Source organism: Haloactinomyces albus (assembly GCF_031458135.1).
Taxonomy (GTDB): domain Bacteria; phylum Actinomycetota; class Actinomycetes; order Mycobacteriales; family Pseudonocardiaceae; genus Haloactinomyces; species Haloactinomyces albus.
Window position 1 is genome coordinate 3,397,873 of sequence record NZ_JAVDXW010000001.1, and the last position, 12,931, is coordinate 3,410,803.

The window sequence follows — 12,931 nt, forward strand, 5'->3', positions numbered from 1 at the left end:
TTGCCTGCCGCGTTCGGCGTTGCGGCACGCAAGAAGCAGGTGAGCCGTTCAGGAATTGTGTCAAGCTGTTCCTGAGCTGTTGCCTTGCGGCGCAGCGTTGGCCCCGGCTGTGGCTGGGGTCTTCCCGTGGCGGTACCCGGTGCCCGCCTCGGGGGTGGGCGGGTGTGGGTTTCCAGCGGGCGTGTTTTGCGTCCCGGCGCGACTCTCCGTGGACGGTGCCACTGTTTCGTCCGCGAGGCGGGCGAGGTTGCGGGCGGCGTTGAGATCGCGGTCGATATGTAAACCGCAGGCCTGGCAGTGAAACATCCGCTCGGACAGGCGCAATGTGGCTTTCACCGCGCCACAGTCCGAGCAGGTCTTGTTGGAGGGATACCACCGGTCGGCGAGGACCAGTGTGGAGCCGCGCCAGGTGGTCTTGTATTCGATCTGGCGGCGGAATTCGGCCAGGCCGGCATCGCTGATGGCGCGGGCCAGGTGGTGGTTGGCCAACATGCCCGCCACGTGCAGGTCTTCGAGCACGATCGTGCCGAAGGTGTTCGCCAGCCGGGTGGTGAGCTGGTGCAGGGCTTCGCGGCGCAGGTTCGCGAGGCGCGCATGCAGCTTCGCGATCTTGGCCCGGGTTTTTCGCCACCGAGTCGAGGGTTGCTGCCTGGTGCGCCGGTCGGGGCCGTGTTGCCGGGCCGCTCGGCGCTGCAGGCGCCGCAACTCCCGCAGCGCCACGGCCAGGTGTTTCGGAGGGGCGATGACCTCTCCCGTGGACAGCATTGCCAGGTTTGTCACCCCCCAGGTCCACCCCGACCACCGTCTCGGGCTGGGTCGGGGCTGGGTCCTGGCGCTGGATCTCCACGGAGAACGAGACCCACCACCGGCCCTGCTGGTACGAGATGGGCGCCGAGCGGATCCGGGCGTGGCCTCGCTCGACGTGGCGAGCCAATTTGCGCGTCGACTCATGCGCACGGTGCCGATGCGGGGCAGTGTCACGTGCCTGCGGTCGGCCTCGGCCAACCCGAAGGAGCCCGTGGTGAACCGGCAGGAGGCCCGGCCCCGCTTGGCGGCGAACCGGGGAAACCCCACCGGCTTGCCCCGGCGGTTGCCCGCCCGGCAGGCGTGCCAATTGGCCAGCGCGGTTGCCAGGTTCGCCAGGCCCGACGAGTAGGCTTCCTTGGAGTTCTCGGCCCACCACGGCGCGACCGTGTCCTTGACCTGATTCCACAGCTTGCGCACCCCATAGGCCGACCACGGCACCGCCGGAGTCAACTGCTCGTCCGAGAGTGCATAAGAGCGTTCGGCCTCCCGCTGGGCCAGATTCGCCCCAATCAGGTCCAGTGCCCAGTTGAACGCGAACCGCTGCGCCCCACAATGCGACGCCAACGCCTGCTGCTGCGGCGGCGTGGGATCCAACGCGAACCGATACGCCTGCACCACCCGACCCGACTCGCCGGCAGAACCCTCCTCCTGGTGCTGCCCGGCGGGAACGCACACGCGACCGGTCACACCGTGATCATGCCCATGCCCACTGGCCGGTGTCATCACCCCAGCGAGTGAAACACCAGTTCGACAACCAACAGCGCCACCACGCACAGAGCAACACAGAACACCCCACCCCGACACACCACCACCAACAGCCCCCAACCCCTTCGCGGCCAGGAGCCGGGCACTGTGCAGGCCCAGGCCGGAATTCGCGCCGGTGACCAGCACCGTGCGGCCGGACTGATCGGGGATGTCGTTTTCGGTCCACGTGGGCATGCCTCATCCGTACCCGATCGGAGACGTCACCTCGCAGACGTGGTGGGACCGTAATTAGTCTCAGGACGTGTGAATGAGGATTTCAAACTCCGGGTTTTTACCGAGCCCCAGCAGGGCGCCACCTACGATGACCTGTTGCGCGTGGCCAGAACCGCCGAAGCGGCCGGGTACGATGCGTTCTTCCGATCCGATCACTACCTGAAGATGGGGCCGATCTCCGGTGAACCGGGTCCTACCGACGCGTGGTTGACCCTGGCCGGTCTGGCCCGGGAGACGACGCGCTTGCGGCTGGGCACGCTGATGAGTGCCGCGACTTTCCGGCTTCCCGGTCCACTGGCCATCTCCGCGGCCCAGGTCGATCAGATGTCCGGCGGCCGGCTCGAGTTCGGACTCGGCAGCGGCTGGTACGAGCAGGAGCACACCGCTTACGGCCTTCCGTTCCCGGCCCTGCGGGAGCGGTTCGACCGCTACGCCGAGCAGTTGGAGATCATCACCGGCTTGTGGGACACCCCGCAGGGGGCCACGTTCGATTACCGGGGCACCCACTACCAACTGGCCGATTCACCGGCCTTGCCCAAGCCGGTGCAGCGGCCGCGCCCACCGGTACTGATCGGCGGGGCGGGCAAGAAGCGGACTCCGATGCTGGCCGCCAGGTTCGCCGACGAGTTCAACCTGCCCTTCGTCGACGTTGCCACGGCGGCCGAGCAATTCGATCGGGTCGGCCGGGCATGCACGGAGCTCGGCCGTGATCCCTCGGAAATCGTGCGATCGGCGGCGCTGGTGGTGTGCGCGGGCAAGGACGAGGCGCAAATCGCCCGTCGCGCGGCGGTGATCGGCCGCGAGGTCGACGAGCTCCGTGCCAACGGCCTCACCGGCACTCCCGCCGAGGTCGTGGACACGATCGGGGCGTGGCGCAGGCGTACCGGGATCACTCGTCTCTACCTGCAGCTTCTCGACGTCTCCGACCTCGACCAGCTCGAACTCGTCGCCTCGGAGGTCGTACCGCAGCTCGACTGAGGACACTCCGGGTCGCCTTCGGTCGCCACCGCCGCCGTCCGGCAACGCCGGATGCGGCGGTGGCGCCGCGGAGACTGCGGAGTGGCGGGTTTCGTCAGCGCAGACTCGGATCCAGGGCGAGCGTGACCCCCGCTGCGGTGGGTTCCTCCGCACGATCGATGCTGCATTCGGTGACCGGCAGGGTGCCCTCCAGCGCGTCGAGGACATCCTGGCGGGCCAGCGGTAGTGCCTCGGCGACGGCGACGTCACGGCCGAGTTCCTGCGACAGCGAGGTCACACCCGCGTCGCTGATGCCGCAGGGCACGATCCGGTCGAACTCCGCCATGTCCGCGTTGCAGTTGAGTTCGAACCCGTGCATGGTCACGCCCCGCTGCACCCGGATCCCGATCGCGGCGATCTTGCGTTCCGGTCGGCCCTCCACGGCGGGAAGCCATACCCCACTGCGTCCCTCGACACGTCCGGCGTGGATTCCGAAGCGCTCGCACACCCGGATCAGTGCCTGTTCCAGGCGACGGACGTAGTCCACGACGTCGATCGGATCGGCCAGTTGCAGAATCGGGTAACCGACGAGCTGGCCCGGGCCGTGCCAGGTGATCTTCCCGCCACGGTCGACGTCGATCACCGGAGTGCCGTCCTGGGGACGGTCCTCGGGTTCGGTGCGCTTGCCCGCGGTGTAGACGGACGGATGCTCCAGGAGGAGCAGAGTGTCCCGCCCGGAGTCTTCGGTGCGTTCGGCGGCCAAGTCCCGCTGCAGCTCCCACGCGGACAGGTAATCGATGGTGCCCAGTTCGCGCACCTCGACAGTCTCGGACGAGGTGCGGCAGGAGATGTCGGTGCGACTCACTCGCGACAGGTTACTCGAAGTCCCTCAGCCGGTGACAGCGGCTGTGAGGGCGGCCTCCACCGACGGATGCTGAAAGGTGAATCCGTGCTGCTCCAGCACGGTGGGCAGGGCGCGCTGGCTGACCAGCGCACCTTCGTCGGCGAACTCGCCCAGCGCTGTCCGCAGTGCGAAAGCCGGAACCACCCAGGGTGTGGGTCTGCCCATCGTGGCACCGAGTGCCTTGGTGAATTCTGCGTTGGTCACGGGAGCAGGCCCTGTGAGATTGACCGGGCCGGAGACCTCCGGGTTTTCCACCGCGAAGCGAATCGCGGCCACTTCGTCGTCGAGCGAGATCCAGGGCATGTACTGGCGCCCGTCGCCGAGCTGCCCGCCGAGCATGCACGCGAAAAGCGGCTTGAGCTGTCCCAGCAATCCCCCGGCAGGGGAGAGGACGAGACCGGTGCGGATGCGGACGACGCGGGTACCCGTCGCCGGTTCGGTCGCTGCTTCCCAGCGTCTGCAGAGGTTGGCGAGAAACCCGGCCCCCGGAGGCGATGATTCGGTGACGATCCGATCACCGGAGTCGCCGTAGTAGCCCACACCGGAACCGTTGACCAGAACCGGGACGCCCTGCTGGGCGACGGCCCGCGCGAGCACCGAGGTGGACCGGGTCCGCGAGTACACCAGGAGACGTTTGCGCTGGGGTGTCCAGCGTTTGTCGCCCAACCCCGAGCCGCACAGGTTCACCACGGCATCCGCACCGTCGAGCGCGTTTGCGTCGAGGGTGCCCGCATCGGGGTCCCAGCGGCGCTCGTCCGGAGCCTTGGGTTGACCACGCACCAGCCGGATCACCTCGTGCCGTGCCTGCCGCAGTGCGGGAACGAGGCTGGTACCGATCAATCCCGACGAACCGGCGATCACCACGCGCATACCCCGATCATGGCGCAATGATCGCTGCGGCGCACGAATTTCCGGCCGAGTTCTTCTCGAGACGGCAACGGGGCCGCCCACCGGTTGCGGGTGGACGGCCCCGTTGCGGGTTCCGCTCGCTTTACAGACCCAGGTCGGCTTCGAAGGCGCCGTCCTCGAGGCGCTGCTTGAGCGTGTTGAGGAACCGGGCGGCGTCGGCGCCGTCGACCAGGCGGTGATCGTAGGACAACGCCAGATACACCATCGAGCGAATCGCGATGGTGTCCCCGTCGACCTCGTCGGAAACCACGACAGGACGCTTGACGACGGTTCCGGTGCCGAGCATGCCCACCTGAGGCGGGTTCAGGATCGGGGTGTCGAACAGCGCGCCCCGGCTGCCGGTGTTGGTCAGCGTGAAGGTCCCACCGCTGAGCTCGTCCGGCTTGACCTGATTGTTGCGGGTGCGTTCGGCGACGTCGCTGATCTTGCGGGCCAGTCCGCCGAGGTTGAGGTCACCGGCGTCGTGGATCACCGGGCTGAGCAGGCCCCGGTCGGTGTCCACGGCGATCGACAGGTGCTCGGCCCCGTGGTAGGTGATCTCCTTGGCTTCCTCGTCCACCGAGGCGTTGAGCTTCGGGTGCAGCTTCAGCGCCTCGACGGTGGCCTTGGCGAAGAACGGCAGGAAGGACAGCCTGACTCCTTCGGAGGCCTCGAAGCTGTGCTTGGCACGGTCTCGCAGCCGGGCGATCCTGGTGACGTCGACCTCGATCACCGTGGTCAACTGCGCCGCGGTCTGCAGCGACTCCACCATCCGCTGGGCCAGCACCTGCCGCAGCCGCGACATCTTCTGCGTGGTGCCGCGGAGAGCCTGGGCCTCTTCGGAGGGCTCCGGCGATGTGGCGGGGACACTGCTCGGTGCAGCCGCCGTTGACGGCGCGGAGGCCGGAGCCGGTTCGGCCGCGCGAGTCTGCTTCTCCTTGACCGCCGCCTGGACGTCCTGCTTGCGGATGCGCCCGCCGACACCGGTTCCCTGCAGAGCGGTCAGGTCGATGCCGTGCTCGTTGGCGAGCTTGCGCACCAGCGGGGTCACGTAGGGACCGCCACCGCTCGGTGCCTCGGCAGCCTGAGCCGATTGCTGTTGCTGCGGCTGGGATGGGGCCGGAGCCGGCTGCGCGGGCTGAGCCGGCTGCGCGGGCTGAGCCGCTTGTGCCGGTTGGGCGGGTTGTGCCGGTTGGGCGGGTTGAGCCGGGGTCGGTTCGGGCTCCGGGGCGGCAGCCGGTGCCGCACCCTGCTCACCGATGACGGCGAGCTTGCCGCCGACCTCGACGGTGTCGTCCTCACTCGCCGAGATTTCCAGCACCGTGCCTGCTGCGGGGGAGGGGATCTCGGTGTCGACCTTGTCGGTGGAGACCTCCAGCAGGGGCTCGTCGACCTCGACGGTGTCTCCGACTTGCTTGAGCCACCGGGTGATCGTGCCCTCGCCGACGCTCTCGCCGAGTGCAGGCATCTGAACATCCGTGCCCTGCGCCGCACCGGACTGCGCCGACCCAGAGGGAGCGGCCGTGGCGGGTTCCGGTGCCGCCTGCGGCTCCGCGGCTTGGGGCTCGGGTGCGGGCGTCTGCTGCTGGGCTTCGGGGGCTGCGGCCGGTTGCTCCGGCTGGGCGGCACCCTCGGAACTGTCGCCGATCAGAGCCAGTTCGCCGCCGACCTCGACGGTGTCGTCCTCGTTGGCGACGATGTTCTGCAGGACACCTGCTGCGGGGGAGGGGATCTCGGTGTCGACCTTGTCGGTGGAGACCTCCAGCAGGGGCTCGTCGACCTCGACGGTGTCTCCGACTTGCTTGAGCCACCGGGTGATCGTGCCCTCACTGACGCTCTCGCCGAGTGCCGGCATCTGGACGGAGAAGGCCATCTGTTGCTGACTCCTCGTAGTGTGGCGGGGTGCTTGACTGACCTGTGCTGACGGGGCCTGTACCGGTTGGCGACTCCACCGTCAGCCGTGTACGTGCAGCGGCTTGCCTGCCAGCGCGAGATGGGCTTCGCCGAGAGCTTCGGTCTGGGTCGGGTGGGCGTGCACCAGCGGGGCGACGTCCTCGGGCAGCGCTTCCCAGTTGTAGATCAGCTGACCCTCGCCGATGAGTTCGCCGACCCGCTCGCCGACCAGGTGCAGGCCGAGTACCGGCCCCTCGGGTGCCCGGACGACCTTGACCGCACCCGCGGTCTTGAGGATCTGGCTCTTGCCGTTGCCCGCCAGGTCATAGGTGAACGTCTCGACCTGGCCGTACTGTTCCTTCGCGGCGGTCTCGGTCAGGCCGACCGAGGCCACCTCGGGCTGGCAGTAGGTGACCCGGGGGATACCGGCCTCGTCGATGGCAGGCGGGTTCTGGCCCGCGATGTCCTCGGCGATGAAAATGCCCTGTTGGAAACCCCGGTGCGCCAGTTGCAGACCGGGCACGACGTCCCCGACAGCGTAGACGCCCGGCAGGTTGGTGCGCAGGCGCTCGTCGGTGCGCACGAAGCCGCGCTCCATGGTCAGCCCGGCCTCCTCGAAGCCGAGGCCGGCGGTGTTGGCTCCACGGCCGACCGCAACCAACAGCAGGTCGGCGTCGAGTTGGTCGCCGTTTTCCAGGCTGACGCTCACGCCGGACTCGTTCTGCTCGGCTCCGGTGAACTTCACTCCGGTCTTGGACTTGATGCCGCGCTTGCGGAAGGCCCGCTCGAGTTGCTTGGACAGGTACTCGTCCTCGTTGGGCACCAGGTGCGGCAGGGCCTCGACGATGGTCACCTCGGCGCCGAAGGAACGCCACACGCTGGCGAACTCGACACCGATCACACCGCCACCCAGTACCACGACCTTGTCCGGTACATAGTCGAGATTCAGCGCCTGCTCACTGGCGATGATCCGGCCGCCGAACTCCAGTCCGGGCAGCGTCTTGGAGTACGAACCGGTGGCCAGCACCACGTTGGTGCCGGTGTAGCGGGTGCCGTCGACCTCGACGGTGTTGGCGTCGACGAGTGTGCCCGCACCCTCCACATAATTGACCTTGTGTGCTTTGACCAGCCCCTGCAGCCCCTTGTGCAGTTTGCTGACGATGCCGTTCTTGTAGGAATTCACGCCATCGATGTCGATGCCCTCGAACGAGGTCTGCACACCGACCTGATTCCCGTCGCGAGCAGCGTCGGCGATCTCGGCGGAGTGCAGCAGCGCCTTGGTGGGAATGCAACCTCGGTGCAGGCAGGTCCCCCCGAGCTTGTCCTTTTCGATGAGAACGACGGACAGGCCCAGTTCGGCCGCGCGGAAAGCGCAGGCATAGCCGCCCGAGCCGCCCCCGAGAATGACTAGATCGGCGGACGTGTCGGTCACTTTGCACTCCTCGACAGGCATCATTGATTCAACTCGCTTGCGGCGCTGCAGGCCCGTGCGGAGCCCGGCACCGGGGTTCATCTTGTCACCACGGGGTGCGGTGATGCGATGTGGGCTTCGAGTGTTTGCCCCCACACCGGCAAAGATCACAGCCGGCGCACACTTCGCGAACGGATTTCGCGCGCAGCGCGGTTGTGCATGTCCGAGCTGGCAATATCGAGGAGGGGAGCCGGGAGAAGGAGGCGAGTACGGTGGGTCTGTTCAAACGCCTGCGACGTCGGCGACGCAGGACGGCTGCGAACTCGGTGACTTCGGAGGACACCGAGTATCTGCGTGCCTGGGCCGAGCAGCGTCGTGGGGTGGAGGGATTCCTCGAACCACCCACCGTGATGACGCAGACGACACTGGTGCTGGTCGCGCACGACGGGGAGTGGACACGGCGCCGGGTGCGCAGTGCCGACGCGGCTCATCGGTTCACCAACAAACTGGGGATCCCGTTCTACGAGGTGTCCAAGACCGGGTATCCGCAGCGGATGCGTGACTACCAGGCAAGGCAACGCATCCTGCGGAAGCGGGAGCGCCGCAGGTCTCTGGAGGAATGAGCGCGGACTGTCGGCTCGCGGCGCGGTTCGCAGCAGTCGCGGTGGCTTGCGGCGGCATCACCGGTGCCGCATCGCCGGTGGTGTCGCACTTCGACCGGCTGGGACCGGCCGACCCGGTGAGCCGTTTCCACGCAGAACGGCTCACCGGGGGAGTGGAACGGTCGGGCGGGTGGATCAGCCGTTGTCGGCGATGTCGGCCAGCACGGCGGCCATCGTGCGCACCGGCACACCGGTGCCGCCCTTGGGGGTGTAGCCCCACGGCTGGTTGGTGTTGAAAGCGGGACCGGCCACATCGATGTGTGCCCACGGGAGTCCCTCGGTGACGAACTCGCGCAGGAAATGCCCGGCGGCGAGCATCCCGCCCCAGCGGTGTCCGCTCACATTGGCCAGGTCCGCCAACCGCGAGTCGAGATCGCTGCGCAGCTCGTCCGGCAACGGCATCGCCCAACCGGCCTCGCCGGTGGCCTGGGACAGCTCGGCGACCCGGTCGCGAAACTCCTCGCTGCCCATCACGCCGGGAGTCCGTTTCCCCAGCGAGACCACCTGTGCACCGGTCAGGGTCGAGGTCTCGACCAAGTAGTCGGGGGACTCCTCGCAGGCGCGAGCAATGGCGTCGGCCAGAATCAACCGGCCTTCCGCGTCGGTGTTGAGGACTTCCACGGTTTTGCCGCCGTACATGGTCAGCACGTCGCCGGGCCGGTAGGCGCTTCCGGAGGGCATGTTCTCGGCCATCGGCACGGTCGCGGTGATTTCCAGCGGATAGTTGAGCTTGGCGGCCAGCACCATCGTGGCCACGACCGCGGCGGCCCCCGACATGTCCGAGGTCATCTCGTCCATGCCCGCGGCAGGCTTCAGCGAGATCCCTCCGGTGTCGAAGGTGATGCCCTTGCCGACCAGTGCCACCTTCTTGGCGCCTTTCGCGCCCTTGTGGCGCATCCGCACCAGCCGCGGCGGGCGCGACGAGCCACCGCCGACACCGAGGATGCCGCCGTATCCGTGCTTGCGCAGGTCGTCGGCATCGGAGATCTCCACCTCCAGGCCCGCCGAGCGGCCCAGTTCGCTCGCCCGCTCGGCGAAGGAGGCCGGGAAGAGATCGTTCGGCGGTGTGTTGATCAGGTCGCGGGCCGTGTTGACCGCCTCGCCGATGGCGGTGGCTCCCTTGAGGGTGGCCCTGTTCGCCTCGTCCTTCGCATCGTCGGAGACCAGGAGATCCACCTTGCCGACAGGGTCGTCGCCGGGCTCGGATTTGTACCGGGTGAAGGAGTAGGAGCCCATCACCGTGCCCTGCACGGCGGCCGAGAGGTCCAGCACGGACAACGTCGTGGCGGCATGGGACACCCCCGCGAGCGAGCGAGCGGCGGCGCCGGAAGCACGCCGGACCGCTTCGGCGGTGAAGTCGCCATCCCGGCCGGGTTTGCCCAGCCCCGTTGCGATCAGGACGTCCGCTTTCAGCGAGTTGCCTGCGGGTACTTTGACGACCTCATCGGCCTTGCCGGTTGCTCCCAAGGCCGCGAGCGCCTTACTCAGATCCCCGTCGAAGGCGGCGGCGACCTTCTCGGCGCCCGGTGCCGGCTCCGGGCCCTGCGAACCCTGAACAGTACCGATGACCAGCGCCTCGACGGTCAGTTTGGAAGCCGCGCCGTCGGTGAGGGCAAGCTTGGGCGTTGTCACGTGCGGATCCTCTCGAGCCGTGCTGCATGCCGTTGCGGCTCTTTCGCAGCAGCACGCAGCGTTGATGGATTCACCCCGCACTCTAGAACGCTCGGCGACCGGTTACCGGATCCGGCGGCTTCCGGGCATGGGACCAGGCTCGATGAACCGCTTCAGGATGCACCGCTTTAGACTGTGGCACTGTCGTCCGTCAGCCGACAGGCGGCTGTCCGGGACACCCGCATCTGCGAGAGTGATCGCGTGGCGCAACAACTGGAGCTGCCGCGGCGGCTCGCGACCGGTACCGGTGCGATCCCGCTCGGACTCGGCGGGATGCTGGGCGCGGGCCTGTTCGTCGGATTGGCCCCCGCTTCGGCGTTGGCCGGTGTCTGGCTGCTGCTCGGAGTCCCGATCGCCGGGCTGACGGCTGTGTGCTGCGCACTGTCCACGGCCGAACAGTCGGCCGTGTACCGCGGTCCCGGTGCTGCCTACGCTTGTATCCGGTCGCAGTTGGGCATCGCTCCGGGGCGAATCGCGGCAAGCACGTACTTGCTCGGCCAGATCGCGGCGATGGCGGCCATCGCGAGTGCTGTCGGTGCGTACCTGCCCACGTCGAGCCCGGTCATCGCTGCCGTGGCAATCCTGCTCACCGTGGTGGCCGCGACCGCGGGGCTGCGCATCCGGGGTGGTGCCGCGTGGTTGTGGCTCTGCCTGACCCTGACCGTGTCGGCCCTCGTGGTCGCGGCGTGCTGGGCAATCGCCCCGCTGCCGCCCACCGGAGTTCCGGCGGGCGGCAACACGCCGGGCCCCACTCCGATGGGGATTCCCGCTGCGGCAGGGATACTGCTTTTCGCCTTCCTCGGCTTCGAGCGACTCACAGCACCTGCCGAAGAGCGCGACCGATACGGCCGCCCCGCTGTGCGGCGTGGGCTCATCGTGATGTTCACGATCGCCGGCACCGTCGTGGTGATCGTGAGCGCCTCCGTGATCCACCAGCTCGGAGCGGCGCGGCTCGCGCTGTCGCCGACGCCGATGATCCGTGCGCTGCAGGCGGCCGATGCCGCCGCGCTCACCTCCCTCGTCGGTGTCGGAGTCGCGCTGGCGATGTTGCCCGTGCTGCTCGGTGTGCTCGAGTTGTTTCGGTCCACGGCACTGGCTGTGCTCCAGGACGGTGATCTGCCCGCGTCGCTCGGCCGGAGGGCAGGCAGTGGCACGCCCTACCTGCTGGATCTCGCAGGCGGAATCGCCGCGGCCGGACTCGCGTTTCTGGTCGAACCCGCTCAGGCGATCGCCCTGGCCGCATGCTGCGTGCTCGTGCACTACGCATTCGCCAACGCCGGTGCACGCGTGCTTCTGGTGGAGGACCGAACATGGCGGATGCGGATGACCTGCCTGGGGGTGGGGCTGTGCGTGATCCTGGCGATGAGCATGCCGGTGCCCGCCATGCTCGGAACCCTGGGGGCCGCGGTGCTGGGGCCCGTACTGGCGGGAGTGCTCTTCCGCCTCCGGCGGTGAGCGAAAGCGCTACGAGGCAATCGAGAAACTAGGAGGACCAACTTTTGGTGATCCGGTTTCCACTGCTCGAGAGGGCACGATACGGTACGCACATGAATGAAGAGCTGTCGTTTTCCCGGACCACCAGCCCCCAACCGGTCACCGCGCAGCGCCGGGCCGAAATACTGGCCGATCCGGGTTTCGGACAGCACTTCACCGACCACATGACCACGATTCGCTGGAACGGCGAGCGAGGCTGGCACGATGCTCGTCTCGAGCCGTACCACTCGCTCGAACTCGATCCGGCCACCACGGTGCTGCACTATGGCCAAGCCATCTTCGAGGGGCTGAAGGCCTACCGCCAGCCGGACGGCTCGGTCGCCTCGTTCCGGCCGGAGGCGAACGCCACACGGTTCCGCGATTCGGCGCGGCGGCTGGCCATGCCCGAGCTGCCGGAGGAGCTCTTCCTCGACTCGCTGCGCGAACTGGTCGCCGTCGACAGCCAGTGGGTGCCGGAGAAAGGCGAGAGTTCGCTGTATCTGCGGCCGTTCATGATCTCCACCGAGGCCAGTCTCGGGGTCAATCGGCCGTCGAGCTCGTATCTGTACACCCTGATCGCCTCGCCCGCCGGGTCGTACTTCGCAGGCGGGATCAAGCCGGTCACGGTGTGGTTGAGCCACGAGTACGTTCGGTCGGCGCCCGGCGGAACCGGCGCGGCCAAGGTCGCCGGTAACTACGCGGCCTCGTTCCTCGCCCAGGCTCAGGCATCCGAGCAGGGTTGCGACCAGGTCGTGTGGCTGGATGCGGTCGAGCGGCGTGTCGTCGAGGAAATGGGCGGGATGAACCTGTTCTTCGTGTTCGGCTCGGGAGCGGACGCTCGCTTGGTGACGCCCGCCCTGACCGGAAGTCTGCTGCCGGGGATCACCCGATCCTCGCTGCTGCGGCTGGGTGAAGAGCTCGGCATGGCGGTCGAGGAGCGGCGGATCACGACCGAGGAGTGGGAGAAGAAAGCCGAATCCGGCGAACTGACCGAAGTCTTCGCCTGCGGTACCGCCGCCGTCATCACCCCCGTCGGGCACGTCAAACACAGCGAGGGGGAGTTCACCATCGGAGACGGTCGGCCCGGTGCGGTGACCATGTCCCTGCGCGAGAAGCTCACCGGTATCCAACAGGGCGTGCTTCCCGACACCAACGGTTGGATGACCAAGCTCGACTGAGCGCGACCTCTTCGGCAGCCGACGGCGCTTCCCGGTCGGGAAGCGCCGTTCTCCTTTCGCATGTCGATTGCGGGCTGCGGCCTTGCCCTGTGCTGGTCTTCCCCCGGAA

Annotated in this window: 10 protein-coding genes; 4 read left to right on the forward strand and 6 right to left on the reverse strand. The window is 68.0% G+C overall.

Features of this window, described 5'->3' with window-relative positions:
• Positions 1-60: 60 nt before the first annotated feature.
• Positions 61-1,494: an IS607 family element RNA-guided endonuclease TnpB gene (gene tnpB, locus JOF55_RS16145; protein WP_310275112.1), complete on the reverse strand. Its 1,434-nt coding sequence runs from the start codon at positions 1,492-1,494 to the stop codon at positions 61-63.
• 321 nt (positions 1,495-1,815) lie between these two features.
• On the opposite strand from tnpB, the gene JOF55_RS16150 reads away from it, so the two are divergent.
• Complete coding sequence (locus tag JOF55_RS16150; protein WP_310275114.1) at positions 1,816-2,763, forward strand: LLM class F420-dependent oxidoreductase; 948 nt, start codon at positions 1,816-1,818, stop codon at positions 2,761-2,763.
• Between the two features lie 94 nt (positions 2,764-2,857).
• Here the strand turns inward: JOF55_RS16150 and lipB are convergent, their stop codons facing one another.
• From lipB to lpdA, 4 genes are all read right to left on the reverse strand, one after another.
• Positions 2,858-3,607, reverse strand: a complete 750-nt coding sequence (gene lipB, locus JOF55_RS16155) for a lipoyl(octanoyl) transferase LipB (protein ID WP_310275116.1) — start codon at positions 3,605-3,607, stop codon at positions 2,858-2,860.
• Positions 3,608-3,631: 24 nt separating this feature from the next.
• The gene (locus JOF55_RS16160; protein ID WP_310275118.1) at positions 3,632-4,516 is read right to left on the reverse strand and encodes a TIGR01777 family oxidoreductase; all 885 of its coding nucleotides are present in this window, start codon (positions 4,514-4,516) and stop codon (positions 3,632-3,634) included.
• 121 nt (positions 4,517-4,637) lie between these two features.
• Positions 4,638-6,407 (reverse strand): 2-oxoglutarate dehydrogenase, E2 component, dihydrolipoamide succinyltransferase, encoded by a 1,770-nt coding sequence (sucB, locus tag JOF55_RS16165; RefSeq protein WP_310275120.1) that lies wholly within the window; start codon positions 6,405-6,407, stop codon positions 4,638-4,640.
• 81 nt (positions 6,408-6,488) lie between these two features.
• The gene (gene lpdA, locus JOF55_RS16170; RefSeq protein ID WP_310275122.1) at positions 6,489-7,859 is read right to left on the reverse strand and encodes a dihydrolipoyl dehydrogenase; all 1,371 of its coding nucleotides are present in this window, start codon (positions 7,857-7,859) and stop codon (positions 6,489-6,491) included.
• A 251-nt stretch (positions 7,860-8,110) separates the two neighbouring features.
• Between lpdA and JOF55_RS16175 the strand changes: the two genes are divergently transcribed.
• A complete protein-coding gene (locus JOF55_RS16175; protein WP_310275124.1) occupies positions 8,111-8,461 on the forward strand; it encodes an oxidoreductase in 351 nt (116 codons plus the stop codon).
• 174 nt (positions 8,462-8,635) lie between these two features.
• Here the strand turns inward: JOF55_RS16175 and JOF55_RS16180 are convergent, their stop codons facing one another.
• Positions 8,636-10,132: a leucyl aminopeptidase gene (locus tag JOF55_RS16180; RefSeq protein WP_310275126.1), complete on the reverse strand. Its 1,497-nt coding sequence runs from the start codon at positions 10,130-10,132 to the stop codon at positions 8,636-8,638.
• Between the two features lie 240 nt (positions 10,133-10,372).
• Here JOF55_RS16180 and JOF55_RS16185 point away from each other — a divergent pair, with 240 nt between their 5' ends.
• Together JOF55_RS16185 and JOF55_RS16190 are read left to right on the forward strand one after the other, a co-directional pair.
• Positions 10,373-11,626 carry an APC family permease gene (locus JOF55_RS16185; RefSeq protein WP_310275128.1) on the forward strand — a complete coding sequence of 418 codons (1,254 nt, stop codon included), beginning with the start codon at positions 10,373-10,375 and terminating at the stop codon, positions 11,624-11,626.
• 92 nt (positions 11,627-11,718) lie between these two features.
• A complete protein-coding gene (locus JOF55_RS16190) occupies positions 11,719-12,822 on the forward strand; it encodes a branched-chain amino acid aminotransferase (protein ID WP_310275130.1) in 1,104 nt (367 codons plus the stop codon).
• Positions 12,823-12,931: the final 109 nt, after the last annotated feature.

Excerpts from the sequence above, each read along its gene's own strand:
- JOF55_RS16160 (WP_310275118.1), bottom strand. The coding sequence starts at position 4,516 with ATGCGCGTGGTGATCGCCGGTTCGTCGGGATTGATCGGTACCAGCCTC.
- sucB (WP_310275120.1), bottom strand. The coding sequence starts at position 6,407 with ATGGCCTTCTCCGTCCAGATGCCGGCACTCGGCGAGAGCGTCAGTGAG.
- JOF55_RS16190 (WP_310275130.1), top strand. The coding sequence starts at position 11,719 with ATGAATGAAGAGCTGTCGTTTTCCCGGACCACCAGCCCCCAACCGGTC.